The 25,997-nt window shown below is 58.6% G+C and carries 27 protein-coding genes; 20 read left to right on the top strand and 7 right to left on the bottom strand.

The features are described 5' to 3' along the window. Positions 1-2 precede the first annotated feature (2 nt). On the bottom strand, positions 3-965 hold the full coding sequence (locus ACR0C6_RS14460) for an acetyl-CoA carboxylase carboxyltransferase subunit alpha (protein ID WP_152459042.1): 963 nt from the start codon (positions 963-965) through the stop codon (positions 3-5). Between the two features lie 121 nt (positions 966-1,086). Here ACR0C6_RS14460 and ACR0C6_RS14455 point away from each other — a divergent pair, with 121 nt between their 5' ends. After that, positions 1,087-1,239, top strand: a complete 153-nt coding sequence (locus ACR0C6_RS14455) for a hypothetical protein (RefSeq protein ID WP_480619904.1) — start codon at positions 1,087-1,089, stop codon at positions 1,237-1,239. Here ACR0C6_RS14455 and ACR0C6_RS14450 read toward each other — a convergent pair. Continuing rightward, complete coding sequence (locus tag ACR0C6_RS14450; protein WP_480446083.1) at positions 1,215-1,811, bottom strand: LysE family translocator; 597 nt, start codon at positions 1,809-1,811, stop codon at positions 1,215-1,217. The genes ACR0C6_RS14455 and ACR0C6_RS14450 overlap by 25 nt on opposite strands. A 73-nt stretch (positions 1,812-1,884) precedes the next feature. Between ACR0C6_RS14450 and ACR0C6_RS14445 the strand changes: the two genes are divergently transcribed. Together ACR0C6_RS14445 and ACR0C6_RS14440 are read left to right on the top strand one after the other, a co-directional pair. Beyond that, positions 1,885-2,337, top strand: coding sequence for an Lrp/AsnC family transcriptional regulator (locus tag ACR0C6_RS14445; RefSeq protein WP_171118856.1), 453 nt, complete (start codon positions 1,885-1,887; stop codon positions 2,335-2,337). Positions 2,338-2,456: 119 nt separating this feature from the next. Next, positions 2,457-3,035 carry a PA14 domain-containing protein gene (locus tag ACR0C6_RS14440; protein ID WP_152459039.1) on the top strand — a complete coding sequence of 193 codons (579 nt, stop codon included), beginning with the start codon at positions 2,457-2,459 and terminating at the stop codon, positions 3,033-3,035. 45 nt (positions 3,036-3,080) lie between these two features. On the opposite strand, the gene ACR0C6_RS14435 is transcribed toward ACR0C6_RS14440, so the two are convergent. After that, a complete protein-coding gene (locus tag ACR0C6_RS14435; protein WP_480619902.1) occupies positions 3,081-4,043 on the bottom strand; it encodes an L-malyl-CoA/beta-methylmalyl-CoA lyase in 963 nt (320 codons plus the stop codon). Between the two features lie 295 nt (positions 4,044-4,338). Between ACR0C6_RS14435 and dgcN the strand changes: the two genes are divergently transcribed. The 3 genes from dgcN (at position 4,339) to ACR0C6_RS14420 (ending at position 7,252) form a co-directional block, all read left to right on the top strand. Continuing rightward, entirely contained in the window at positions 4,339-5,340 is a 1,002-nt protein-coding gene (gene dgcN, locus ACR0C6_RS14430; protein WP_171232903.1) for an N-acetyltransferase DgcN, read from the top strand. Positions 5,341-5,415: 75 nt separating this feature from the next. Then, a complete protein-coding gene (gene dgcA / locus ACR0C6_RS14425) occupies positions 5,416-6,381 on the top strand; it encodes an N-acetyl-D-Glu racemase DgcA (protein ID WP_480619900.1) in 966 nt (321 codons plus the stop codon). Positions 6,382-6,391: 10 nt separating this feature from the next. After that, positions 6,392-7,252, top strand: a complete 861-nt coding sequence (locus ACR0C6_RS14420) for a D-amino-acid transaminase (RefSeq protein ID WP_480619898.1) — start codon at positions 6,392-6,394, stop codon at positions 7,250-7,252. A 198-nt stretch (positions 7,253-7,450) separates the two neighbouring features. Here ACR0C6_RS14420 and ACR0C6_RS14415 read toward each other — a convergent pair whose 3' ends face one another. Beyond that, the gene (locus ACR0C6_RS14415) at positions 7,451-8,353 is read right to left on the bottom strand and encodes a LysR substrate-binding domain-containing protein (RefSeq protein WP_171206284.1); all 903 of its coding nucleotides are present in this window, start codon (positions 8,351-8,353) and stop codon (positions 7,451-7,453) included. 172 nt (positions 8,354-8,525) lie between these two features. On the opposite strand from ACR0C6_RS14415, the gene ugpB reads away from it, so the two are divergent. The 7 genes from ugpB (at position 8,526) to rpsD (ending at position 15,399) form a co-directional block, all read left to right on the top strand. Beyond that, a complete protein-coding gene (gene ugpB / locus ACR0C6_RS14410) occupies positions 8,526-9,836 on the top strand; it encodes a sn-glycerol-3-phosphate ABC transporter substrate-binding protein UgpB (protein ID WP_171232901.1) in 1,311 nt (436 codons plus the stop codon). A 61-nt stretch (positions 9,837-9,897) separates the two neighbouring features. After that, positions 9,898-10,779 carry a sn-glycerol-3-phosphate ABC transporter permease UgpA gene (ugpA, locus tag ACR0C6_RS14405; protein WP_152459032.1) on the top strand — a complete coding sequence of 294 codons (882 nt, stop codon included), beginning with the start codon at positions 9,898-9,900 and terminating at the stop codon, positions 10,777-10,779. 20 nt (positions 10,780-10,799) lie between these two features. Continuing rightward, positions 10,800-11,636 (top strand): sn-glycerol-3-phosphate ABC transporter permease UgpE, encoded by an 837-nt coding sequence (gene ugpE / locus ACR0C6_RS14400; protein ID WP_152459916.1) that lies wholly within the window; start codon positions 10,800-10,802, stop codon positions 11,634-11,636. A 3-nt stretch (positions 11,637-11,639) separates the two neighbouring features. Then, a complete protein-coding gene (gene ugpC / locus ACR0C6_RS14395; RefSeq protein WP_480619896.1) occupies positions 11,640-12,695 on the top strand; it encodes a sn-glycerol-3-phosphate ABC transporter ATP-binding protein UgpC in 1,056 nt (351 codons plus the stop codon). Then, positions 12,695-13,630 carry a glycerophosphodiester phosphodiesterase family protein gene (locus tag ACR0C6_RS14390; RefSeq protein WP_480619894.1) on the top strand — a complete coding sequence of 312 codons (936 nt, stop codon included), beginning with the start codon at positions 12,695-12,697 and terminating at the stop codon, positions 13,628-13,630. The genes ugpC and ACR0C6_RS14390 overlap by 1 nt, the downstream gene beginning before the upstream one ends. 587 nt (positions 13,631-14,217) lie before the next feature. Continuing rightward, positions 14,218-14,538, top strand: a complete 321-nt coding sequence (locus ACR0C6_RS14385) for a hypothetical protein (protein WP_480619892.1) — start codon at positions 14,218-14,220, stop codon at positions 14,536-14,538. Between the two features lie 240 nt (positions 14,539-14,778). Beyond that, entirely contained in the window at positions 14,779-15,399 is a 621-nt protein-coding gene (gene rpsD, locus ACR0C6_RS14380; RefSeq protein WP_171725844.1) for a 30S ribosomal protein S4, read from the top strand. A 146-nt stretch (positions 15,400-15,545) separates the two neighbouring features. Here rpsD and ACR0C6_RS14375 read toward each other — a convergent pair whose 3' ends face one another. Further along, positions 15,546-16,007, bottom strand: a complete 462-nt coding sequence (locus ACR0C6_RS14375) for an Lrp/AsnC family transcriptional regulator (RefSeq protein ID WP_152459027.1) — start codon at positions 16,005-16,007, stop codon at positions 15,546-15,548. A gap of 102 nt (positions 16,008-16,109) precedes the next feature. Here ACR0C6_RS14375 and ACR0C6_RS14370 point away from each other — a divergent pair, with 102 nt between their 5' ends. The 4 genes from ACR0C6_RS14370 to ACR0C6_RS14355 all read left to right on the top strand — a co-directional run bounded on the left by ACR0C6_RS14370 (position 16,110) and on the right by ACR0C6_RS14355 (position 20,422). Further along, on the top strand, positions 16,110-17,525 hold the full coding sequence (locus tag ACR0C6_RS14370; RefSeq protein WP_480446075.1) for an aminotransferase class V-fold PLP-dependent enzyme: 1,416 nt from the start codon (positions 16,110-16,112) through the stop codon (positions 17,523-17,525). 64 nt (positions 17,526-17,589) lie between these two features. Beyond that, positions 17,590-18,675 (top strand): histidinol-phosphate transaminase, encoded by a 1,086-nt coding sequence (hisC, locus tag ACR0C6_RS14365; protein WP_480619889.1) that lies wholly within the window; start codon positions 17,590-17,592, stop codon positions 18,673-18,675. Next, on the top strand, positions 18,672-19,592 hold the full coding sequence (locus tag ACR0C6_RS14360; protein WP_171229017.1) for a prephenate/arogenate dehydrogenase family protein: 921 nt from the start codon (positions 18,672-18,674) through the stop codon (positions 19,590-19,592). The genes hisC and ACR0C6_RS14360 overlap by 4 nt, the downstream gene beginning before the upstream one ends. Continuing rightward, positions 19,589-20,422 (top strand): extensin-like domain-containing protein, encoded by an 834-nt coding sequence (locus ACR0C6_RS14355; protein WP_480619887.1) that lies wholly within the window; start codon positions 19,589-19,591, stop codon positions 20,420-20,422. The genes ACR0C6_RS14360 and ACR0C6_RS14355 overlap by 4 nt, the downstream gene beginning before the upstream one ends. Here ACR0C6_RS14355 and ACR0C6_RS14350 read toward each other — a convergent pair. Then, positions 20,419-21,417, bottom strand: coding sequence for a DUF2125 domain-containing protein (locus ACR0C6_RS14350; protein ID WP_480619885.1), 999 nt, complete (start codon positions 21,415-21,417; stop codon positions 20,419-20,421). The genes ACR0C6_RS14355 and ACR0C6_RS14350 overlap by 4 nt on opposite strands. Before the next feature lie 66 nt (positions 21,418-21,483). Here ACR0C6_RS14350 and ACR0C6_RS14345 point away from each other — a divergent pair, with 66 nt between their 5' ends. From ACR0C6_RS14345 to ACR0C6_RS14335, 3 genes are all read left to right on the top strand, one after another. Then, complete coding sequence (locus ACR0C6_RS14345) at positions 21,484-22,014, top strand: gamma-glutamylcyclotransferase (RefSeq protein ID WP_152459021.1); 531 nt, start codon at positions 21,484-21,486, stop codon at positions 22,012-22,014. 69 nt (positions 22,015-22,083) lie between these two features. Beyond that, complete coding sequence (locus tag ACR0C6_RS14340) at positions 22,084-23,262, top strand: biopolymer transporter ExbB (protein WP_480619883.1); 1,179 nt, start codon at positions 22,084-22,086, stop codon at positions 23,260-23,262. A gap of 3 nt (positions 23,263-23,265) precedes the next feature. Further along, the gene (locus ACR0C6_RS14335; protein ID WP_480619881.1) at positions 23,266-25,008 is read left to right on the top strand and encodes a peptidoglycan -binding protein; all 1,743 of its coding nucleotides are present in this window, start codon (positions 23,266-23,268) and stop codon (positions 25,006-25,008) included. A gap of 50 nt (positions 25,009-25,058) precedes the next feature. Here the strand turns inward: ACR0C6_RS14335 and ACR0C6_RS14330 are convergent, their stop codons facing one another. Beyond that, on the bottom strand, positions 25,059-25,946 hold the full coding sequence (locus tag ACR0C6_RS14330) for a YHYH protein (RefSeq protein ID WP_171725840.1): 888 nt from the start codon (positions 25,944-25,946) through the stop codon (positions 25,059-25,061). Between the last annotated feature and the right edge of the window lie 51 nt (positions 25,947-25,997).

Raw genomic sequence — 25,997 nt, 5'->3', positions numbered from 1 at the left:
GGTTACGCCGCCAACCCTTTCGAGCCGATGTCGAGGAATTTTTGACGGCGGTCCTGTATCAGGGTCGCCGCGTCTTTGCCGTCCAGTTCCGCCAGCATATCCGTGAGAGCCGCGCGAACAGCCTCGACAGCGGCCGGACGATCGCGATGTGCGCCGCCCTTGGGTTCAGGGATGATCCGGTCGCAAACGCCAAGCTTGTGAAGATCCTGAGCAGTCAGACGCAGCGCCTCGGCCGCTTCACGCATCTTTTCTGCATCTTTCCAAAGGATCGATGCGCAACCTTCCGGCGAGATCACTGAATAGACCGAGTGTTCCAGCATTGCCACGCGGTTGGCGGTGGCAAAGGCCACGGCCCCGCCCGAGCCGCCTTCGCCGATGATGACCGACACCAGGGGCACGCCGATCTTCAGACACATCTGGGTCGACCGGGCAATCGCTTCGGATTGACCACGTTCCTCGGCGCCTTTGCCGGGATAGGCGCCGGCGGTATCGATCAGGGTGATCACCGGCAGGCCGAACCGACCGGCCATCTCCATCAGGCGGACTGCCTTGCGATAGCCTTCGGGGCGGGCCATGCCGAAATTGCGTTCGATCCGCGATTTGGTGTCGCTGCCTTTTTCATGGCCGATCACCATGACGGGTTGATCGTTGAAACGTGCAAGCCCGCCGATCACGGCCAGATCATCGGCAAAATTGCGATCTCCGGCCAAAGGGGTGAATTCGGTGAACAGGGCATCGACGTAATCGCTGCAATGCGGGCGTTCCGGATGGCGGGCGACCTGGCATTTCCGCCATGGGGTCAGGTCGGCATAAAGCTCATCCAGAAGCTTGGCGGCTTTGGCGTCCAACGCGGCGGCTTCTTCGGTTACGTCCATCTCTTCGTTGGTTCGGGCCAACGCACGCAGCTCTTCAGCCTTGCCTTCAATTTCAGCCAGCGGTTTTTCGAAATCCAGATACTGGGTCATGACGCCTCTCAACGCGAAAGTTCCCTGCTATATGGCCTGACGGTGCTCCGGATGCAACTCGGCAAGATCCGAGTGGTGAAGATGTTCGATTTCAGATGGGTGAATGGAAAATCGGATACTGATGGCCGCCGCTAAGAAAGACCCCGCGCTGCGCGCTCTGGCCTGCACCCACGACAATCTAACGCGGCGTCTGACCCTGTACCCACCCGACACCGCGCCCGAGGATATGTTGGCCGAAACCTGTCTGGGTCAATTGGGCCAGAGAACGGGATAGAGCGAGGCCACAAGCAGCACCGCCATTGTCCAGTTGAACGCAACCAGCCTGCGCGGGTTCGTCAGCACCCGCGACATCTGCTGTCCTAGAAAGGTCCATGTGCTCACCGATGGCAGGTTGACCGCCCCGAAAACCAACGCCACAAGCGCAATCGCATGCAGGGTCTGGCTGGGCGTGTAAGCGGTTGTGGCGGTCAGGGCCATGGCCCAGGCTTTGGGGTTCACCCACTGAAAGGCGGCGGCTTGCAGAAACGTCATGGGTGTCCCCGCTGCCAAATCGCCTGCGGCTGGCGCGGCATGCGCGATCTTCCATGCCAGATAGAGCAGATAGATCACCGACACGACCTTCAGCACTGAATAGCTGACCGGGTACCGGTCAAAGACCTGAACCAGCCCTGCACCGACCAGCAGCACCATGAGCGTGAAGCCAAGGCCAATGCCCAGCATATGCGGGATCGAACGCCGAAAGCCGAAATTCGCACCCGATGCCATCAGCATCAGATTGTTCGGCCCGGGCGTAATGGATGTCACGAAGGCAAAAGCGATGAGCGCCAGAAGGATGTCGTAAGTCATGCTGCGAAGTATCGTCTGACCGGCAGCAAATGAAATTGCTTTTTCGTGCGCGTTTCCGCTATTTCTGCAACTTATGATGAAGAATGATCAGATAAATCGCCAGATATTGCAGGAACTGACCCGCGATGGGCGCATCAGCAATCTGGAATTGGCCGAACGGGTCGGGCTGTCTCCGTCCGCCTGCCTGCGTCGCGTTCAAGAGTTGGAAAAGGCCGGCGTGATCACCGGTTATCGTGCGGTTCTGAACCCGGCCGCGATGGGTGTCGGCTTTGTCGCCTATATCGGGGTCGGTCTTGGTGAACACACGAAAGCGGCGCAGGAGGGGTTTGAGCGTGCCCTGCAACAAGCCCCCGAAGTGGTCGAATGCCACAACATCACCGGTACGATCGAATACCTGCTGCGCGTCGAATGCGCCGATCTGCCGTCCTACAAGACCTTCCATACCGAGGTGCTGGGAACGCTGCCTCATGTCACGTCGATCACATCCTATGTGGTCATGGGGTCACCCAAGGATCTGCGTGCGTAGCCACTGGAAATGTGAAGCCACACTCTCTTGCAGCGCAAATTTTCAGGGCCTAGTGTCTTTGTAATGACGCTGCCAGGGGATACGCCCAGCCAAAACGGCACGCAAACAGGGAGATTACGATGAAACTCGTTCGAACAGTGGCGACCGCAGTTGCCATGTCGGTCATTGCCGGGGCCGCTTTGTCTGCCCCGCTGAAACTGCAACCTGCCAATCCGCAGCCGTCTCCGAAGGCGGGTTTGAATGTCAAATACTTAGGTACAGGCAATCAACACAAGAAGATCCGGGATTTGAGTCAGGCAAAAAGCATGCTGTCTAAGGCGAAGCCCGGAAAGCCGTTGCGCGGGTTGGATTACAGGGACACCAGCAAGGGTGAGGATGTCTTGACCTTCGACCAGGCCTACAACGTTGCCGCCGAGGTCACAGGCTATATGCGCTTTGACTCACCTGGCGTTTACGAGCTGGAAACGTGGTCGAATGACGGGATAGAGGCTTGGGTTGGCGGTCAGCAGATTGGCCGGGTAAATGGCATTCAGGGCTGTGAAGCCAATCAACGCACCGAAGTGGAAGTGCCCAAGGCGGGTTGGTATCCACTGAAGATCGTCTATTTCCAGAAACTGGGAACCTCTTGCCTGATGATGAAGTCAGGAAAGAAGGGGGAACGCTTCACATGGACGCCCAATGACGTTTTTGGCCGTTGAAGAATTCATGAAAGGGCGCTCGATCGAGCGCCCTTTTTTGGGGGCTTAGCTGCCCGCCGCAATCAGTTCGGCCTGCGCCACGATGACTTCGGCCTGCTTGATTGAGGCGATGTCGACAAGGCGGCCTTTATAGACGGTTGCGCCCTCACCGTTGGCTTTGGCCTGTTCCATTGCGGCCAGGATTTCGCGGGCCTCGGAAACGGCCTCATCCGACGGGGTAAAGACCTGATTGGCCAGTGCAATCTGCTTGGGATGGATCGCCCATTTGCCGACCATACCCAGCGTGGCCGAGCGTTTCGCCTGAGCGATGTAGCCTTCATCATCGCTGAAATCCCCGAATGGCCCATCCACTGGCAGCACCCCATGGGTGCGGCAGGCGGCAACGATGGCGGCCTGGGCCCAGTGCCACGGGTCGGACCAGTGTTTTTCGCCGTCACGCAGCATGTAATAGTTTTCCTGTGTGCCGCCGATGCCTGTAGTCTGCATCCCCATCGAGGCCGCAAAATCTGCAGCCCCAAGGCTCATGGCCTGCAAACGGGGAGAGGAGGCTGCGATCTCTTCCACATGCGCGATACCGGCAGCGGATTCGATAATGACCTCGAAGCTGATAGGTTTGGTCCGGCCCTTGGCGCGTTCAATGGCGGTGACAAGGGCATCCACGGCATAGACATCCGATGCGCAGCCGACTTTGGGAATCATGATCTGGTCCAGACTGTCGCCTGCCTGCTCCAACACGTCGACAACGTCACGATACCAATAGGGGGTATCCAATCCGTTTATGCGAACGGACATGTATTTGCTGCCCCAATCAACAGTGTTTAGGGCTTCGATGACATTGGCGCGGGCGATGTCCTTGTCCGAAGGCGCAACCGAATCCTCGAGGTCAAGGTTGATCACATCCGCAGCAGAAGCTGCCATTTTCGGGAACAGTTTGGTATTCGATCCCGGACCAAACAGTTGGCAGCGATTGGGTCGTGCAGGCGCGGCGGGTTGGATGCGAAAGCTCATCTGGACCTCGTGTGGGTAATGAAATTGCGATTTTCTCGTCCAATGAGGTATTAAATTGCGCAACCTGGCGCAAGGGAGATTGTGCATCTGCGGCAATGCGGTTGCAGAATGCTGCGTGCCAGCGGCTGGGAAGTGGTGATTAAAGTTTAATCACTTTGGAAACTTCGAATAATTTTGCGCCTTTTGTGTCAATCGTGCAAGAAACTCGCGTACCCGCCGTGTTGGGCGGATCAAAACGCGAAACGCTCGTTTAAACGCTTCTCTAGCTTGGGCCGGAATCAAAGGAGTGACCGCAATGATCGAGACACCGTACCTGCTGTTTTTGGGCGATGCGCCCGACCAATTGGCGGCCAAAGTGGCTGTGGGCATCAAGGATTGGCGCCCGGAAAACGCCGTCGGCCAATATCGTATGGACGGCTGCAAGGCTGATCTGGGCCTGAAGGATATGACCCTGACCGAGGCCAAAGCGGCCGGCGCAAAAACGCTGGTTATTGGTGTCGCCAACCGTGGCGGCGTCATCAGCCAGGAGTGGAAAAAGGTTCTGGTCATGGCGCTTGAGGAAGGGTTTGACTTGGCCTCTGGCCTGCACAACCTGTTGCGCGACGAGCCCGATCTGGTGGCGGTGGCCGAAGCAACGGGGCGAAAGCTGCACGACGTGCGTGTACCCGAGGTTGATTACCCGATCGCCAACGGGATCAAGCGCAGGGGCAAACGTTGTCTGGCCGTCGGCACCGACTGCTCTGTGGGCAAGATGTACACTGCAATGGCGATGGATGCCGAAATGCGCAAGCGTGGTATGAAGTCGACCTTCCGCGCGACCGGCCAGACGGGCATTCTGATCACCGGCGATGGCGTGCCGCTGGACGCCGTTGTTGCGGATTTCATGGCCGGCTCGATCGAATGGTTGACACCGGACAATGATGACGACCACTGGGATCTGATCGAAGGTCAGGGATCGCTGTTCCATGTGTCCTATTCCGGCGTGACCATGGCGTTGATCCACGGCGGCCAGCCGGACGCGCTGATCCTGAGCCATGAACCGACCCGCGCGCATATGCGTGGTCTGCCGACCTATCAGCTGCCGACGCTCGAAACCTTGCGCGACACCGCGCTGGCCCTGGCCAAAGTGGCGAACCCCGATTGTCAGGTCGTCGGCGTTTCGGTCAACACGCAGCACATGTCCGAAGAGGACGCGACGGCATATCTGGCCAAGATCGAAGCAGATATGGGGCTGCCGGCGACCGATCCGTTCCGGTTCGGCTCGGGCAAGTTGGTGGACGCGTTGGCCGCGATGTGATCCAACCGGCCCGCCGGTGGCGGGCCGGTTCCGCCTCTGGCGGGAGTATTTGGGAAAAGATGAAGGAGCAGGTGCGTGCAGATAGAGGTCTCTCGCGATGTGTTTCAGTTGGCGCAGGTGTTTACCATTTCGCGCGGGTCACGGACCGAAGCAAAGGTGCTGACGGTGCGGGTGTCGGACGGAACGCATCAGGGCTGGGGCGAATGCGTTCCTTATGCGCGTTATGACGAAACGCTCGAGTCGGTCGAGGCCGAGATCGCCGGCTTGCCTGCTGAGTTCAGCCGTCGGTCGCTGATGGATCTGCTGCCTGCCGGTGCCGCCCGGAACGCCGTGGATTGTGCTTTGTGGGATCTGGAAAGCAAGCGCGCCGGCAAGCGCGCCTGGGATTTGGCGGGCCTGCCGGTGCCCGGACCCGAGATCACGGCCTATACTCTGTCGCTGGATACTCCGGAGGCAATGCAGGCTCAGGCGGCCGAGAACGCGCACCGCCCGCTTCTGAAGATCAAGCTGGGCACGCCAGATGACATGCCCCGGCTTGAGGCCGTGCGCGCCGGTGCGCCGAACGCCAGGATCATCGTGGATGCAAACGAAGGCTGGTCGGCCGAGGTTTACGCCGACCTCGCCCCGCATCTGGTGCGTTTGGGCGTGGCGCTGGTCGAGCAGCCATTGCCGGCCGGTGATGACGATGCGTTGATCGGAATGGCCCGCCCGGTGCCCGTCTGCGCCGACGAGTCCTGCCATGATCGCGCCAGCCTGCCCGGGCTGAAGGGGAAATACGATGTCATCAACATCAAACTCGACAAGACTGGGGGCCTGACCGAGGCGCTTGAATTGCGCAAAGCCGCAATCGCGGAAGGGTATGACATCATGGTCGGCTGCATGGTCGGCAGTTCGCTTGCCATGGCGCCCGCGACACTGTTGGCGCAGGGTGCGATGGTGACGGACCTTGACGGCCCGCTTCTGTTGGCCGAAGACCGCGACACCCCGCTGATTTTTGACGACGCCGGAGTTCACCCGCCCGAAGCGGCGCTCTGGGGCTGAGGAGACAAACATGACCCGAACCGTTTATGTGAATGGCGAATACCTGCTCGAGACCGAGGCCAAGGTATCCATCTTTGACCGTGGCTTCCTGTTTGCAGACGCGGTTTACGAAGTGACCAGTGTACTGGATGGCAAGCTGATCGATTTCGAGGGCCACGCGGTGCGCCTGAAGCGGTCTCTGGACGAGCTGGAGATGGCCGAGCCCTGCACCAAGGAAGAACTGCTGGAAATCCACCGCAAGCTGGTTGATCTGAACGGCATCGAAGAAGGGCTGGTCTACCTTCAGGTTTCGCGCGGCAGTGACGGTGACCGGGATTTTGTCTTCCCTTCGGCCGATACCAAGCCAAGCCTGGTTCTGTTCACCCAGAACAAGCCCGGGCTGGCTGACAGCCCGGCGGCACGGAAAGGTGCCAAGATCATCTCGATCGAGGACATCCGTTGGGGTCGCCGCGACATAAAGACCGTGCAACTGCTTTACCCTTCGATGGGCAAGATGATGGCCAAGAAAGCGAGCTGCGACGATGCATGGCTGGTCGAGGACGGCTTTGTGACCGAGGGCACCAGCAACAACGCCTATTTCGTCAAGAACGGCAAGATCGTGACCCGCCCGCTGTCCAACGACATCCTGCACGGGATCACTCGCAAGGCCGTGCTGCGCATGGCAGCCGAAGCACAGATGGAAGTTGAAGAGCGGCTGTTTACCATCGACGAAGCCAAAGAGGCTGACGAGGCGTTCACGACCTCGGCCAGTGCTTTCGTGATGCCGGTAGTGGAAATTGACGGAGTCACGCTGGGTGATGGTACACCCGGTCCGATTGCCAAACGCCTTCGTGAAATATACCTGGATGAAAGCCGAAAGGCCGCGATCTGAAGAACCACCACGTTGGACAGCGTTGCAGCAGGCTGCTGCGGCGCCGTGCCAAACTCAGTCGGGCCCCGGGGCAGGACGAGGAATTTCGCTGTAGATCCCGCCGAGCATGAGCAGATCACATGCGACTTTCTGGCGGGACACCGGTCTTGTTGTGGGACCAGTTCCTGCTTTGTAACAGGAATATGGTTGAAGGCGGGGCTACCCGACCTTGAAAGGGCTCAGGCTTTCCTGAAACTGTTCGATGAATTCCAGCGTTACCAATGACGGTTGCTTCAGAATTGGACGCACCAACGAAAGGGTATGCGTCAAAGACGGCTTGAACGGCCGATAACTCAATCCCCTCGACGTGTATTGGACAGCATCCAGCTCGCTAACGACCGAGACACCGACACCCTCCAGCGCCAACTCACATGCTGCCGTGAACTGCCTGACCTCGATATGCGAGTTCAATTCGACATTGGCATGTTGAAACACTTTCGAAAGCCGCCCGAAAAAGTCGCTGTCGCGTCGCGTGTGGATGATTTTGCTGTGTGCAAGATCCGCCGGTGTAATTTCGGACAGGCCTTCCAACTCGTGCCCGGTGGGGAACACGCACACCGTGCGAACGTCGATGTCCCTGCTTTCTACCGCCGGATGACCGTGAAAGCTGTCAGTGATTCCGAAATCATACTGCTCACCGATCATCCATTCCAGAATGCGTTCAGGTCTGTCTGGTTCGATCGTCAGGGTGACACCGGGCCGATCCTTCAGGAAACCGGCGACGACTTTGGGCAAATGGCTGGTGGCAAATCCCGGCAGGCAAGCGACACGGATGTGCCCTGCTTTGCGTTGTGTGATATCCTGACTGACATCCGAAATTTGTCTCATCAATTCGAGAACGCGCTCGACGCTGGGCAAGAGATAGCGAACCTCCTGCGTTGGTACTAATCGGCCTTCCCGACGGTCAAAAAGCTGAAACCCGAGCGACTTTTCAAGATCGGACAGCAATCTGCTGACAGCTGGCTGGGTCACGCCCAGATCAGCCGCCGCGGCCGTGACAGACCCGTTGGTGGTCACGGCCATCAGGGCCTCCAACTGCCGAACTCTCAGAATTTGACTCATTGCTGATCCCGATCTGCCGCGCCATTTCATAACACTATGTTATTTTTTCACCAAGTAGATAGGCCTTGAATTATATTTTTGTAACGTTAACGTCGTGAAATCGTCATGTGTGCCGTTTACGCGTTGCGGTCGGTATTCAACGAAGCATCAACCCTGATGCATGGGAGGAATCATGAAAAAGAATCTGCTTGGCGCGATTGCCATCACCACAGCCTTGTCCCCCTTGGCGGCAATGGCGCAAACCGAAGTCCAGTTCTGGCACGCCTTCACCGGTCGCCTAGGGGAACTTGTCAAAGGACAGGTTGAAGAATTCAACGCCAGTCAGGATGAGTTCGTCGTGGTCGAAAGCCACAAGGGCAACTACTCGGAAACCCTGAATGCCGGGATTGCAGCATTCCGGGCCGGTGAACAGCCACATATCCTGATGGTGTTCGAAGTCGGCACGGCGACAATGATGTCAGCCAAAGGGGCGATCAAGCCGGTCTATGAAGTGATGGCCGAAAGCGGCGCGTCTTTTGATCCCGACGCGTATATTGGCGCCGTCAAAGGCTACTACACAACCACTGACGGAGAGATGCTGTCGCTTCCCTTCAACTCCTCGACGCCGGTCCTGTGGGTCAACCGCGATGCCATGCAAGCAGCAGGCGTTGATCCGGACACGGATCTGTCCACTTGGGAAAAAGTCGGCGAAGTGCTCGAGCAGCTGAAGGCAGGTGGCGAAGATTGCCCGCTGGTGACAGCATGGCAAAGCTGGATTCACCTTGAAAACCTTTCAGCTTATCACGATGTTCCGTTTGCCTCACGGGACAACGGATTTGCCGGTCTGGATACCGAGCTGATGCTGAACGGTCCGGTGCAGGTTGCACATCTGACCGCGATGGGTGACTGGGCCAAGGACGGCAAGTTCATCTATACCGGCCGCAGAAACGAAGGTGGTGCGAACTTCCGGTCAGGCGAGTGCGCATTGTTCACCGAAAGTTCGGCCGGATACGCCGGCATCAAGGCAGAGGCCGAGTTCGATTTCGACGTGCGTCCGCTGCCCTATTGGGAATCCGTTACCAGTGAGCCGCAAAACACCATCATCGGTGGCGCGTCTCTTTGGGTAATGGAGGGTCATGAGCCCGAAGAGTACAAGGGCGTCGGAGAGTTCCTGAGCTTCCTGTCATCACCTGATGTACAAGCGGCATGGCACCAGAACACCGGTTATCTTCCAATCACGACAGAAGCGGGTGAGGTTACGCGTGCCGCAGGTTTTTATGACGAAAACCCGGGTACCGACGTCGCAGTGATCCAGATGACCGCGAAAGAGCCGACCGCAAATTCGAAAGGCTTGCGTCTGGGATCGTTCGACCAGATCCGGGGCATCATCGACGAAGAGCTTGAGGCGATCTGGTCCGGTGAGAAGACCGCTCAGGAAGCGATGGACAGCGCGAAGGAACGCGGTGATGCGTTGCTGCGCCGGTTCGAATCCGCCAATCAATAAGTCGTAACGTTATGCGGGCCCTTTCGGGGCCCGCATTTTCTTTCTTCGGTGGGTTTTCAGGATGGAAAAACGCGTCACCTTTCGCGGCTGGCTGTTGCCATTGGCGTTGATCGCCCCTCAGGTCATCATTTCCGCTGTTTTCTTTTTCTACCCCGCCGGTCAGGCCATCTGGCAGTCGCTGTTCATACCAGACCCGTTCGGGCTGTCGTCCCAGTTCGTGGGGCTCGGCAACTTTGAATTCCTGCTGAGTGACAAGTTTTATCGCGCCTCTTTCGTAACAACGGCGGTGTTTTCCACGTTGGTCACGTTGTGCTCGATGATCCCTGCCTTGTTTCTTGCGGTCATTGCGGATCGATTGATCAAAGGGTCCGGGGTCTATCGGACGTTGCTGATCTGGCCCTACGCTGTTGCCCCTGCGGTCGCGGGCGTTCTGTGGCTTTTCATGTTCAACACGCGCGTCGGCGTCGTGTCATGGTATCTTGGCCAGCTTGGATATGACTGGAACCACGTTCTGAACGGCACCGAAGCCATGGGGCTGGTGGTCGTTGCTTCGGCCTGGGGGCGCATAAGCTATAACTTCCTGTTCTTTTTCGCTGCCCTGCAATCCGTTCCAAGATCCGTGATCGAGGCGGCGGCGATTGACGGCGCGCATTTCTGGCGCCGATTCTTCACGATCGTACTGCCGCTGCTGTCGCCGACGGCGTTCTTCTTGCTGGTGGTGAACGTCGTTTATGCCTTCTTCGAAACCTTTGGCGTGATCCACACGATCACCGGCGGCGGGCCGCAACAGTCGACGACAATCCTTGTCTACAAGGTATTTTCGGACGGGTTTGTGGGGCAGGACCTCGGCTCGTCTTCGGCGCAATCAGTCATCTTGCTGATCGTCGTGGGACTGTTGACGGTCATCCAGTTCAAATACGTGGAAAAGAGGGTGCATTACTGATGGCGGCCCAACAACACGGAATGGTCGAAAAACGCGGCGCGGGCATCTGGTTGTCCCATGCCCTCATGATCCTCGGTGTCCTGATCATATTTTTCCCGATATGGCTTGCCTTCGTGGCTTCGACCGTGACCCAGGCCGAGATCGTCTCGCCACCGATGCCTGTCGTGCCCGGCGATCAGTTCTGGGTGAACTACAAGGCGGCGCTGTTCTCGGGGGTAAATGTGCCCGTTGCCACGATGCTGTTCAACAGCCTGGTGATGGCAATCGGAATTGCAGTCGGCAAAATCATCATCTCTCTGCTGTCGGCTTTCGCGATTGTCTATTTCCGCTTTCCCGGGCGAACGACGTTCTTCTGGCTGATCTTCCTGACCCTGATGCTGCCGGTCGAAGTCCGCATCGTTCCGACGTTCGAAGTTGTCGCCGGGTTCGGCATGCTCAACAGCTATTACGGGCTGATCTTTCCCCTGATCGCCTCGGCCACGGCAACCTTCCTGTTCCGCCAGTTCTTTCTGACCATCCCCGATGAGCTTGCCGAGGCAGCCCGGGTCGACGGCGCGCGACCGATGCGGTTCTTCATCGATATCGTCGTCCCCATGAGCCGGACCAACATCGCCGCACTGTTCGTGATCCTGTTCATCTATGGGTGGAACCAGTACCTTTGGCCGCTGCTGATCACGACCGATCCCGAAATGAATACCATCGTGATGGGTATCAAGCAGATGTTCCCGTCCGGTGACGACTTTGCGCATTGGCCGACGATCATGGCGACGTCCATTCTGGCGATGATCCCGCCGGTCATCGTGGTGGTGTCGATGCAAAAGCTCTTTGTCCGTGGCCTTGTCGATAGCGAGAAGTAAGAAATGGCAACAGTTACTCTAGAGAATGTCAAAAAGAGCTTTGGCCCGACGGATGTGATCCACGGCGTTGATGTCGATATCGCCGATGGAGAGTTCATCGTGATCGTCGGCCCGTCAGGCTGCGGCAAGTCCACATTGTTGCGGATGGTGGCGGGGCTGGAAACGGTCACGTCCGGGGAAATCCGGATCGGTGGCGAACGCGCCAATGACAAAGAGCCCATGGATCGCGACATCGCCATGGTGTTCCAGAACTACGCGCTCTATCCACATATGTCCGTGCGTCAGAACATGGGGTATGGCCTGAAGATCGCGGGGCTGCTCAAGGCTCAGATCGATCAAAAGGTGGCCCAGGCGGCGAAGCTGTTGCAGCTTGAACCTTTGCTGGATCGCAAGCCCAGGCAGTTGTCCGGCGGTCAGCGCCAGAGGGTCGCGATGGGCCGGGCCATTGTCCGCGAGCCCGCTGTTTTCCTGTTTGACGAGCCGCTCTCGAATCTGGATGCCAAGCTTCGTGTTCAGATGCGTCTGGAAATACGCGAGCTTCAGGAAAAACTTGGGATCACGTCACTTTACGTCACGCATGATCAGGTCGAAGCAATGACAATGGCGGACAGGATGATCGTGATGAACGGCGGCATCGCCGAACAGATCGGCACGCCGCTCGAGGTCTATGAAACTCCGCAGACGCTGTTTGCCGCGCAGTTCATCGGCAGCCCGGCAATGAACATTTTCGAAGCGCGCCGCGAAAACGGGACGGTCAAGATCGGAGAAATCGAAGTCGGCCCCTCTGGGGGTCCGGACTGCGCCGTGAAGCTTGGCATAAGGCCAGAGCACCTGTTGTTGGATGACAATGGCCCGCTTGAAGCCGCGATTCAGATGGCTGAACCGCTTGGGGCCAACACGTTGCTGCACGGTCACCTGTCGGGCTCTGAAAGCGCGATCACGGCAAGCCTTCCCGGTGTTCACCCGATCGAAGGTCGCCATCCGATTATGCGGTTCTCGGTGGCACCGGAGAACATGCATTTGTTTGACCACGCGACAGGCAAAAGGCTGGAAGGCTGATGGCGTTTCAACAGGTTGAGTCCTTTCGCGGTGGGGAGAACCTGATCCGGGTCGTGGGGCATCGTGGGGCACGGGGCGTGTTGCCTGAAAACAGCATGATCGGCTTTGACTTTTCACTTTCCATCGGCGTCCCGCTTCTTGAGTTTGACGTTGTCCTGACAGCCGACGAAGTGCCGGTCATTACGCACAATCATCGCCTGCATTCGGCCAGTTTCCGCGATGGCAATGGCCTGTTTCTGACCGGGGAAGAGCCGAAAGTATCCTCGCTGACTTACGAACAGATACGACAATTCGATATCGGGCGTCTGGACGGGCATTCCGCCTATGGCCAACGTTTCCCGGATCAGGCGCAAATAGACGATGTTCGTGTTCCAAGGCTGTTGGATCTGCTGGATTTGGTCGATGACCCGAAATACCGTGATGCCCATCTGATGCTCGAGCTGAAGTCGGACCCCGACCTGGCCCATGATGCGCTGTACCGAGAGAACTTTGTCCGCCGAGTACTTCGGGATGTTCGCGGCAAAGGGTTATCTTCGCGCGCGGTGCTTCACAGTTTTGATTGGAACCTGTTGGCGGAGTGTCAGAGGCAAGCCCCGGATATGCCTTCATCCTACCTGACGCAACTTCCGGACAATGCCGACGATGTTGGCGAGGATTCCTCAAAATCCGTTTGCCCGGATTTTCGTGGCCGTCGCGACGAAATTCCAAACTTGGTAAAGCAGGCTGGCGGTTCGCTTTGGTGCCCGTACTTTGCGGATGTAACGCCCGAAAATGTCATGCGCGCAAAAGAGCTGGGCCTGTGCGTCGTCGTGTGGACAGTCAACGAACATGACGATATCGGCAGGATGATCGATCTGGGCGTAGACGCAATCGTATCCGACTATCCCGGGCGGGTTCAAAGACAACTGTCGAAGTCAGGCTTCCGTTGGCAGTAGCGCACCGGTGATCCCGACACCCCGAGGGTGACGTGGATGAATTTCTTTCGCCATTTGAAATTTGCCTCAAACAAAGGCCCTTCAGCCCGTTGACGCTCAGGACCCGCGTGTTTTTGCGGCCTGATTTGATGAGAGCCTTATCTCAGGAAACCGTTCTTGGGCGCGCGGCTGACGGAAATCCGGAACACTGCCCCCATTGCTCTGAGCGTTGTACCCGCAGTTGTCGGGACAGCGTTCCACACGCTCTCCGATGAATTGGAATTGATATCTGGCATCGGTTTCGGCCATCGCTGACCACAACCGTCATCGACGGGCCGTCACCCCTGACGGATGGCGCCAAATATTGAGTCACATTAACAACAATCTTGTGATTGCTGCAGTTCTGTCTCTTTTCCGCCGGAATTTGTGCTGATAAGGATAAAATTAAGTGTTGGGGTGTTGTAAGTGCGAGTGGGCAGATGAGAGCCGGAACAAACGGTCAAATAGCTATTTCCTGGTGTCAGACGGAAATTGACGGGCTTGAAGACGCTCCTCTTTCCTGTTTGGCGATCGGATCGGCATGGTCATGGCGTGGTCAAGCAATCGTCATGAGCGAGGCTGCCGAGCAAAGCATCGGAAAAATAGGAAATGTCGGGGGCGCTGCCAGCCAGGTGAACAGCCACTTTCCAATTGTCCGTGACATTCCAGGCCATGTGGCCGGAACCCTTACCCTTACCAATGGTGCGCAGAAGTTCTCTGCCAAGCTTGTTGCCGATGGCAACGATACGTCGCGGGCTCTCGTGTTCGAAGGCGCTTGCCCGCCACGGGACGAAGAGTTCTGGATTGTCGAAGTGACCGAGCTTGCGATGATCCCAAACCCCGCCGCGAAAAGCAGCGCGACGGTCGTTTCTTTCCCGACCTCAAACTAAGTTTTCAAGGTGCCGCCAGACGGTTTCGGCGCGCTGCCGGGTTCGCTGGCTGTCTGCCCTGATCGTTTTTCTGAACTTTGCGGAATGCTGTGTTGACTCCGCGCGCATTGCGGATATAAGCGCGGCTTCATTGGTGTTGGTGGCCCCCGCAAGGGGATGCCTGTCATGGGGGAGACCTCAAGAGGACAACGCCCTTCATAGTGGCCCGTCAGGGCTTCGACCTAACGAAGGAGATCAGCCGTGACCAAACGCACGTCTGCCAAGTACAAAATCGACCGCCGGATGGGCGAAAACATCTGGGGTCGTCCGAAATCCCCGGTCAACCGTCGTGAATATGGCCCCGGCCAGCACGGCCAGCGCCGCAAGGGCAAACTGTCGGACTTCGGTCTGCAACTGCGTGCCAAGCAGAAGCTGAAAGGCTATTACGGCGACCTGACCGAGAAGCAGTTCCGCCGCATCTACGCCGAAGCCGAGCGTGTGAAGGGCGACACCGGTGAGAACCTGATCGGCCTGCTGGAGCGCCGCCTGGACGCTGTGGTCTACCGCGCCAAGTTTGTCGCAACTGTTTTTGCCGCACGCCAGTTCGTGAACCACGGCCACGTCAAAGTGAACGGAAAGCGGGTCAACATCCCGTCCTACCGAGTCAAAGAAGGCGACGTGATCGAGGTGCGCGACAAGTCCAAGCAACTGGCTGTTGTCCTGGAAGCCGCTGCGCTGGCCGAGCGTGACGTTCCTGACTACATCGACGCTGACCACTCGAAAATGACCGCGACGTTCGTGCGCGCGCCGGGCCTCAGCGATGTGCCGTACCCGGTCGTCATGGAACCGAACCTGGTCGTCGAATTCTACGCGAAGAACTGATCTTCGCCGCAATCGAATTCTGAAAGGCCGCGCTTTTGGCGCGGTCTTTTTTTATGGTTTGTCCATGGCGAAGCCGTCATCGCGACATTGCCCGCGACTCCTTAGGGTGTTTTTGGGCAAATGTTTTTGGGCAAATGAAGTGCGTGTCAGATCGGCAGGGGCCTGCCTTCGGCGATCGCTTCCATCGCGAAATACGAGGTTACGCTGTCCAGCTCGACCTTTTCGATCAATCGTTGATAGACCTTGTCATATGACGACATGTCCTGCGTTACGACTTTCAGCTGATAGTCGTAATCCCCTCCGATCCGATGAAAATCCACGACTTCCGGGATTGTCAGAACATGGCTCCGAAAAGCCTGAAGCCACTGGGCAGAGTGGTGTCGGGTGCGGAGCATGACGAAGACCACAAGGCTCAACCCCAGTTCTTCTCGTGCGATGCGGGCCGTGGATCCGATCAGCACACCGTTTTCGTTCAGGGCCTTCAAGCGCCGCCAGCAGGCATTCTGGGACAGGCCAACCCGATCCGCCAATTCCCGCTGTGACAGGGTGGCGTCCTTTTGCAGCTCTTTCAGAATGCGTGTATCAATTTGATCTATTTTTGATGTCATAACTGATCATATGACACAAATTTTTTAAAATCCACGCAAAGATATGTGAAGTTTACTCGGGTCAGAAATATCACATTGGTATGGCAGTAAGGAGCCAATGTCATGACCCTGTCCAAATTTCGTGCGGAACTCTGTTCCACCGCTCACAATTCAAATCTGCGCGATGGGCTGATCGGCGAGAACGTTCTGATCCCGGGTCTGCTTGGAGACGTGCCGCTTGTCTATGCGGATTACGTCGCTTCGGGCCGCGCGTTGCGGCAGGTCGAGGATTTTGTGGCGCAGGACGTTTTGCCGTTTTACGCAAACAGTCACACCGAGGCCTCCTACTGTGGGTCCTACATAACACGTCTGCGCCGCGAAGCGCGGGCGGAAATAGCCCGCATTGTTGGTGCTCGGGAAGAGGACGCGGTGATCTTTACCGGGTCCGGCGCCACTGCGGGGCTCAATCGGCTGGTCAGCCTGCTAGGGGTGGCAGAGGCTGACCAGCCGATTGTCTTGATCGGCCCGTACGAGCATCACTCGAACATTCTGCCCTGGCGCGAAAGCAAGGCACGTGTCATCGAAATCCCCGAAGCCGAGGGCGGTGGCGTGGACCTGCATGCGCTGAAAGCCGCTCTGGAGGCCCATGTGGATGCCGATTTGGTGGTCGGATCGTTTTCTGCCGCGTCCAACGTAACGGGCATTGTCACCGATCCTGATCCGGTCACGCGGATGCTCAAGGCGTATGGTGCCTTGGCCGTTTGGGACTATGCCGGTGGTGGGCCCTACCTGCCGATGGACATGGGGCCCGAAGGGGCCCGAAAGGATGCGATCGTGGTTTCGCCGCACAAGTTTCCCGGTGGCCCGGGCGCGTCAGGCGTTTTGGTTGTGAACCAATCGGCCGTGAAACGGACGTGCCCCAGCTGGCCCGGCGGTGGAACCGTCAGTTTCGTGTCACCGTGGCGGCATGACTACAGCACCGATCTGTCCACCCGGGAAGAGGCCGGAACGCCCAACGTGATCGGAGACATTCGTGCGGCGCTGGCCTTCATCGTCAAGGATGTCGTCGGAACGGACGAAATCGCCCGGCGTGAGGCGCAGTACAATCAAATGGCGCTGGACGGCTGGCAAAACAACCCGAACCTGACCCTGCTTGGGGTCGAGAAAGCGCACCGTCTGCCGATCTTTTCCTTCCTGGTGCGCGACAATGCGGGCCAGCCCGTGCATCAGCAGCTGTTCACGCGGATGCTGAGCGATATCTACGGCATTCAGGCACGGGGCGGCTGTGCCTGTGCCGGACCCTACGCCCACCACTTGCTGGGGATCGATCGGACAACGTCTGAGGCGCTGCACGCTGCCTTGTCCGCCGGGGAAGAAATGAAAAAACCCGGCTGGGTGCGTCTGAATTTCTCATATCTGATGAGCGAAGAGACGGTTCAGTTCATCATCGACAGCGTCAATGACCTGTCGCACCGGACCGAAGAATTCACGCCTTACTACAACGCGGACCCGGCAACAGCGCGCTTCAAGGCCGCATGAGGGAATTGCCGCTTTTCTCAACCCTTTGAGACAGGTATGAGAGGCCCATTCAACGGAGCCTCTCATGACCAAGATCACCCCACAACCCGGCATTATGGACATCGCGCTGTATCAGGGCGGCCAGTCGCATGTGGCAGGAGTGGAGCATGTGATCAAGCTGAGCTCGAACGAGAACCCGTTTGGACCCAGCCCCAAGGCCATAGAGGCGGTGCGCGACAGCGCGGCCACTCTGCATCGTTATCCCAGCACCGACCACGCGAGCCTGCGCGCAGCCATCGGCGCACGCCATGGGCTGGATCCGGCGCGGATCATCTGTGGTGTCGGCAGCGACGAGGTATTGCAATTCGTCGCCCAGGCCTACGCGGGGCCGGGGGACGAGGTGATCTATACCGAGCACGGGTTTTCCATGTACCCGATCATCGCCCGCATGGCCGGCGCGACGCCGGTCATGGTGGCCGAACGTGACCGCAGGGTGGATGTGGATGCCATTCTCGCCGCGGTGACGGGGCAGACGCGGATCGTGTTTGTCACCAACCCCGGCAATCCAACTTCGACCATGATCCCGAACGACGAACTGGAACGTCTGGCGTTGGGTCTGCCCGACGCCTGCCTGATGGTTCTTGATGGCGCTTATGCGGAGTTTGTCGAGGCGTTCGATGGCGGGGCGTCGCTGGTTGACGCCCATGAGAATGTGATCATGACGCGCACCTTCTCAAAAGTGTATGGGCTGGGCGGTATGCGTGTCGGATGGGGCTATGCGCACCGCCCGATCATCGACGTGCTGAACCGGGTGCGCCAGCCCTTCAACCTGTCAATGACCGCATTGGCGGCGGCTGAAGCTGCGGTAAACGATGTGGAATTCCTGACCTTCTGTCAGGCTGAAAACGCGCGCCTTCGTGTGTGGCTGGCCGATCAATTGGCCAGGACAGGCGTGCCGTCGGACCCGTCTTGCACCAACTTCATCCTAGCGCGCTTCGCCGATCGGGCCGAGGCCGAGGCCTGCGATGACTACCTGAAAACGCAGGGTTTGATTGTCCGGCGGGTTGCAGGCTACAACCTGCCGAACGCCTTGCGGATCACCGTGGGCGACGAAGAAGCCTGCCGCCGTGTGGTTGCGGCGATCACTGCATTCAAAGAGGGCGCAGCATGAGCCAGATTTACGACCGCGTTGCGCTGATCGGGCTGGGCCTGATTGCTTCGTCCATGTTCTGGGCGATGAAACGTGCAGGGCTGGCCGGGGAAGTGACGGGTTATGCCCGGTCTGAAAAGTCCCGTGAAGCCGCGCGCAGGATCGGATTGTGTGACCGTGTTTGCGACACGGCACGCGAGGCGGTCGAAGGCGCCGATCTTGTCGTACTCTGCGTGCCTGTGGGGGCTATGGGCGCGGTTGCAGAAGAAATTGCACCCGTTCTGAAACCCGGTGCCACCGTTTCGGATGTGGGTTCGGTCAAGCGGGGCGTCATTCGGGCGGTGCAACCGCATATCCCCGACGGTGTGCATTTCGTTCCCGCGCATCCCTTGGCAGGGACCGAGCATTCCGGCCCTGAATCCGGGTTTGCCGAACTCTTTGACAATCGCTGGTGCCTGTTGGTCCCGGTCGAGGGGTCGGACCCGGATGCCATTGCCCGTCTGCGCGCGCTTTGGGAGGGCATGGGGTCGAATGTCGATGAGATGGATGCGGATCACCACGATCTGGTTCTCGCCGTAACGTCCCATGCGCCGCACCTGATTGCCTACACGATGGTTGGCGTGGCCGACGATCTGCGACGGGTAACCGACAGCGAAGTCATCAAATATTCGGCCGCCGGCTTCCGGGACTTCACCCGGATTGCCGCGTCCGACCCGACCATGTGGCGGGATGTGTTCCTGTCCAACAAGGATGCGACGCTGGAAATCCTTGGCCGGTTCACCGAAGAGCTTTTTGCCCTGCAACGCGCCATACGCACCGGGGACGGCGATCATTTGTTTGACTACTTCACCCGCACCCGTGCTATTCGTCGCGGCATCATCGATGCCGGGCAGGATACGGATGCACCGGACTTTGGGCGGGGAAAGGCAAGTTCATGAGACTGCGCTGGGGGCATATTCTGATCGGGGTCGTGGCTTTGGGTGCCGCGCCAGTTCAGGCGGCGCCCCTTGACCAGTCTTTGGTGCCTCTCATGCGTCCCTCGCTTGTTCAGAAGGCTGTCAGCACGCCTGCCCCCTCTGACACTGCCAACCTGCGTCCGGTTTCGCGCCCGGTTTCCCCGCAAGTCACCGCCGCGGCGGCGCGCCCGTCGGAACTGCCACTTCTGGGGCCGGACACGTCCTTGATGCCTTATTTGCGACCCGAGTCCGTCGAACAGCAGGTGTTGTTCAAAAGGCGCAAGCTGCGCAAAGGGTCTGTTTGCGGGGATATTGCCATTCAGGGCAAGCCTGTTGGCCGCGTGGGCAGCAAGAATTCAGCCTGCGGTGTCAAGGACGCGGTGCAGATCACCTCGGTTTCGGGTGTGACGCTCAGCCGTCCCTCGACTATGGATTGTGGCACCGCCATTGCGTTGAACAAGTGGGTCGACAAGACCGTCAAACCCACCTTCAAACGCCGCGGGCCCGTGGTCGAATTGCAAATCGCCGCCCATTATGCCTGCCGAACCCGCAACAACCGCAAAGGCGCGCGGATATCCGAACACGGCAAGGGGCGTGCGATCGATATCTCAGGTTTCAAAATGGCCGACGGTGAGGTGGTGACCGTCCTGAACGGGTGGCGCAAGAACCCGTCTCAGAAACAGCTCAAGAAAATCTGGCGCGGGGCGTGCGGTCCGTTCGGCACCGTGCTGGGGCCAAATTCAGATCGTTATCACAAGGATCATTTCCACCTTGATACGGCCCGCTATCGCAGCGGACCCTACTGCCGTTAACGCAGGATCAGGCGCGGGGCAGGGCCCAAAGGCAGCGGCCCGAGCGCCACGAAACCATCGCGGAAATTCAGTTGCAGATCCAGCGCGTTGGGGTTTCCGCCCAGCCCTGCCAGAAAGTTCAGCCCTCGGGTGACGGGATCTACGGCCTGATCAGGAAGGGCTCCTGCCGCGTTTGCCATTGCGATCATATCCCGCCAGTTTTCGGCTTTGACGGCAATCTCTCCAGTCGGGATACCTTGGGCGTCCACGTCCAGATCGCCGGTCGCGAACAGGCGCAGCTCACCCCATTTGATCTCGGCCAGACGCAGATCGATGGCCACGGGCTGCGGACGGCTGTCTTCGAGGGCGGACCGGCTCCAAACCTTGTCGAATGTGGTGACCATATCCAGTTCCAGCGTCTCAAAGCTCTGCGGTAACGAACTTGCGGAATGCATCAGGGCCCGCAGTTTTTCCCCCGGTGTGAACCCATCCGCGCGGGCCGTGATGGAATAGGCTTGGGAAATTGGCGTTTGTTCCATGATCAGGCTCAGCGTGTCGCCCGAGGCCAGCTTGGTGGAGTTTTCCGTCACCGACCAGGCTCCGGCCGTCAAAGCCATTTTCTCCAGCACGAGCGAGACGCCGGGCTGCAATTGCAGCTCGGCAAGCAACTCGTCGGCCACAATTGTTGACGTCTGGTCGAAATACGAAAGGCGTTGCGGTGTGTCCGCGAACCGCAATACCTGACGACCGGGCCAGATGGCGGGGCTTTTGAATTCGATCCAATCCGCGCTCCATGCCGTGCCGTTCACCGGATCCGCAAGCGCCGGATTGTTAAGATGGGTCATGTGGTGGGTCGGATAGCCTGCCGTTGCGACATTCGAGAAATCCGCTTGCCAGCCGCGCGCCTCCTGCTGTTCGAACCAGCCAGTGATCGCAGAGCGCAGGCCATATCCGGCCACGAACCAATAGGCGCTCCATGCCAGGGAAACAAAAATCAACACTCGTATCAGACGCATCCGAAAGGCCCTTTTTCCCGCCTTGGAATTGATGTTTATAGGTCGAAACAGGCAAGGACCAGTGCAATGACGATGTGGGTATTCGGATATGGATCACTGCTGTGGAATCCGGGCTTTCCGGTGGCACGCAGTGAACGCGCGACACTTCATGGTTATTCCCGGTCCTTCTGCATGAGCTCGATCCACCATCGCGGGACCGAAGAAAAACCCGGCCTGGTGCTGGCACTGGACGAACAGGAGAACGCCAGTTGCACCGGTTTGGCCCTTGCGGTCGAGGCCGGTCACGAAGACCGTACGCTGCACGAGCTGCGCGAGCGCGAGCTGATTTCCTCGGCCTATGTTGAACGTATGCTGGATGTGCACCTGGAAAACGGCGAAATCGTCAATGCCGTTACCTATGTGATCGATGCCGACCACGTTCAGTATTGCGGCGGGATGCCGTTGGAGGAACAGGCCCGGATCATCGCCCATGCGGTTGGCGGGCGCGGTCCGAATGACGAATATCTTTACAACACCGTAGAACATCTGGCCGAGATCGGGCTGCGTGACCATGATCTTGAGTGGTTGGCGCAACGGGTGCGGGACATCACCGCATAAACTCTTGGCGTCACGCGCGGAATCCCGCTAGATTCGACGCAAAGCAGGCAAATACCGGGAACCACGCGCATGGCGCAGGCACATCAGGGCGCGAGACCCCATTTCTCGCATCCCATTCGACAAATTCTGTTGATGTTGATGGCGATCGGCTTGTCCGGGCTGGGCGTGTTTCTGGCACTGCCTTACGTATTGCCGGTTTTCTATGCCAATCCGTATCTGAATGGTTTCATTCTGATCGTATTTCTTATCGGCGTCCTCGCTTGTTTTTATCAGGTCACGCAACTGATCGGGTCTGTGCGCTGGATCGAGGCCTTTGTCGGGGGCGTCGTTCGCGAAGATGCGCGCACACCGCAATTGCTGGCGCCTTTGGCTTCGCTGCTGCGCGAGCGAGGCGCGCGCTCACAGATCAGTTCCACCTCAACCCGGTCCATTCTGGATTCCGTGGCCGAGCGTGTCGAAGAAGAACGGGAAATCACGCGTTATATTACCAACGTTCTGATCTACTTGGGTCTGCTGGGTACATTCTTTGGCCTGGCGACAACCGTTCCAGCCATTGTCGACACCATCCGCAGCCTGAACCCGCAGGAAGGCGAAGAGGGGCTGGCCGTTTTCAATCGCCTGATGACGGGGCTCGAGGCGCAGTTGCAGGGGATGGGTGTTGCGTTCGGGTCGTCTCTGCTGGGCTTGGCGGGATCGCTGATCGTTGGTCTGCTCGAAGTGTTTGCCGGGCATGGGCAGAACCGCTTTTATCGCGAGCTCGAAGAATGGCTGTCCACGATCACCCGCGTTGGATTCGCCGGTGGTGAAGAAGGCGGGGCAGAGATCGCCGTACTGACACCTGTGCTGGATGCCATGTCCGAACAGATGGATGCGTTGCAGGATCTGTTTGCCGCTCAGGAAAGCGAGCGGGCCGAGGTTTCGGCCAAGCTGGGGCAACTGGTCGATGTGATTGCCGAGATGAACAATCGCCAGGCCAATACCGAAAGCGTCACTTCGGCTCTGGAGCGTGTTGCGCTGGGGCAGGATGCGTTGCTTGACCACATGCGCGAACACGGTGCAGGCGATGGCATCGATGCCGAAAGCCGGATGCGCCTGCGCTCGATGGACGTGCAGTTGCTGCGCATTCTCGAAGAGATTTCGGCGGGTCGTCAGGAAAGCATGAACGAATTCCGCAAGGATATAGAACTGCTGGTCAAGGCCCTGACCCTGCCGCGGGGCGCGGTGCGCACCGCGCCGGAAGGAGAGTAGTCTATGGCGCTGTCCCGCCGCACCGGTCAACGCTTCCAGGGCTCGGTCTGGCCCGGATTCGTGGACGCGATGACCGGGCTGTTGATGGTGCTGACATTCGTTCTGACCATTTTCATGGTGATTCAGTTTGTTCTGCGCGAAACTATTTCGGGGCAGGAAGACGAACTGACGACACTGGCAGACGAAGTTGCTGCGCTTGCGGGCGCGCTGGGTTTGGAAGAGCGTGAAAACAGCCGCTTGCAGGCTAGGCTGGGCGCGTTGAACACGACGCTGTCGCAGGCCGAAGACGATCTGGCGCAAGCGCAGTCGCTGATCGCCTCACTGACCACCGAACGCGACCGTCAGGCCGCCGCGCTGGATCAGGCGCAGACCCGTATCACGAATTTCGAAGCACAGGTTGCGGCGCTGCTTGCCGAGCAGGAACAGGCTTTGGGCGACATCGCAGCGCTTGAGACTGAGCGCGAGCAATTGCTGACGGAACAAGAGGCGCTGAACCTTGCCCTTGCACAAAGTCGCGAGGAAATCGATGCGCAGACGGAAGCGGCCCGATTGGCAGCCGCCCGCCGCGAGGCGCTGGAAGCAATGGTTGCGGATCTGGAGCAAAGCGGCAAGGAACGCGCGGCGGAAATTGCCACCCTTGAACAGCAACTGAGCGATGAAGAAGCCGCCCGCCTGGTCGAAGCCGCTGCTGCCGAGGCATTGCGAAACCGTCTTCAGGATGCGGATGCCGAACTGACGGCCATGACGCTCGCGTTGGAGGCACAACGCAAAGAGGCCGAAGACACGCTGACTCTTCTGGCCGCCGCGCAAGCCGCGCGGGCTGAGCTTGAGCGACAATTCGGCGACGTGAATCCTGATGAATTGCGCGCCCAGCTTGAAGCCGCCCTGGAGGCGCAAACGCAAGCGCAGGCGGATGCTGATGAACAACGCACCTTGGCCGAACAACGGCAGGCCTTGCTGGCTCTGGCCGAATCGACATTGTCAGAAGAGAAAGAAATCTCAGCCGAGGCCCAGCGTGAGGCGGCTTTGCTGAACCAGCAGATTGCCGCCCTGCGCGGGCAGTTGGGGTCCTTCCAGGCCCTGCTGGATGATTTCGAAGAACGCAACGAGGCCGCCGAAATCCAAATCCAGACTTTGGGTCAGGACCTGAATGCCGCGCTGGCCCGTGCCGCTTCGGAAGAACGCCGCCGCCGCCTGCTGGAAGAAGCCGAACGCCTGCGTCTCGAGGCCGAGGCCGAAGCACTGGCCGGTCAGAATGAGGAACTGGCAGCGCAAGCGGAAGATCTGCAACGCTATCGTTCGGAATTTTTCGGACGTCTTCGGGATGTCCTTGGCGATCAGGAAGGCGTGCGGATTGAAGGCGACCGTTTTGTCTTTTCGTCCGAGGTTTTGTTTCCGACAGGATCAGCCGTGCTGTCCGCGGAAGGGCAGCAGGAGGTTGCGAAAGTTGCCAACATCCTGCGCAGTGTCGCCGCCGAAATTCCACCCGGTCTGAACTGGGTGATCCGGGTCGACGGCCATACCGACAACGTTCCGCTGGCAGGTTCGGGCCGATACCGGGACAACTGGGAACTCAGCCAGGGTCGCGCGTTGTCTGTTGTGCGCTATATGGTCGACGCGCTGGGCATCCCGCCCAATCGTCTGGCGGCAAACGGGTTTGGTGAGTTCCAGCCGGTCAATCCGGCTGACACGCCCGAGGCGCGGGCGCAGAATCGCCGGATCGAGCTGAAACTCACGGAAAGATAGCAAAACCCTTGCCTCTTGCCTGGGTAATCTGCGTGATGGGGTCAAACCGATTACCGTCTGCCAAAGCGAAAGCTTTGATCCGGAGTGCCCATGAAACACCGGGGTACCACGGGGTAATCCTCGGTCAGAAAATACGCATAGGTTCCTGAAGGGTATTCTGCTGAAACGGTGAAGGCGCCGTTGCATTGGTCCAAATTGCCGTGACCCTGAACAAAAACGTAGTCTTCGTTGAAAGTGCCGTCATGCCGCCCGCCCGGCGCAGCGCCACCCGGCCGGTTGCCGGTTTTCAGACGATAGGACGACGTCATTTCGGTCACTTTGCCCCCTACGACGCCAGTGACGGCATATATCGGGAAACCATCTGCCGCATAGCCGATCAGAGGTGAATGCTCGGACGGTGACCATCCCAGCAGCTTGACCAACCCTGTCGGTACACCGTGATAGTGATATTTTCCATTCGGCTGTACATGGGCAAAATTGGCGTCCAATCCCAAGGAAACAGCGCCACCCAAGGCATTGTAGGACCACCCGGATCCGGGGTCGCCATGCCAGAACTCGGCCGCCAGCGGGTCGAACACAACCCCGTTGAGTGACACGCCAAAGTTCCACCCCATTTGCAGCGGTGTGATTGCACCTTTGGCCGTTGGATTTGCAGGCAATTTCAACCTGACCTTCTGCTGTTCGATCTGGTGCGGATTGCCTTGGTTTGGAAACCGGCCAACCAGATGATCAGGAATACCATTGCCCGTCACTTTGATTTTTCCGCCTTTTTCTTTCACCGAGGCGCTGCTTTTCCCGGGGTTTTCGGTTGCGGGCACCAACCTCAACGGTTCTGCGGTCGTTTCGTCGTGATAGCGAAACCTGTGCTGTGCAGTTGCCACAGCGGCAACGGCGGATAGGGCAAAGGCGGCGCCCCAGAGGATTGAAATTTTGCTCACGTGTCGATCCCTGTCTTGCGTTCATCATTGAAGATGACACGCAACAGACGT

Source organism: Ruegeria sp. AL12 (genome assembly GCF_056540885.1).
The sequence above is the reverse complement of the archived record's forward strand: the minus strand, read 5'-3'. Positions and strand labels throughout refer to the sequence as shown.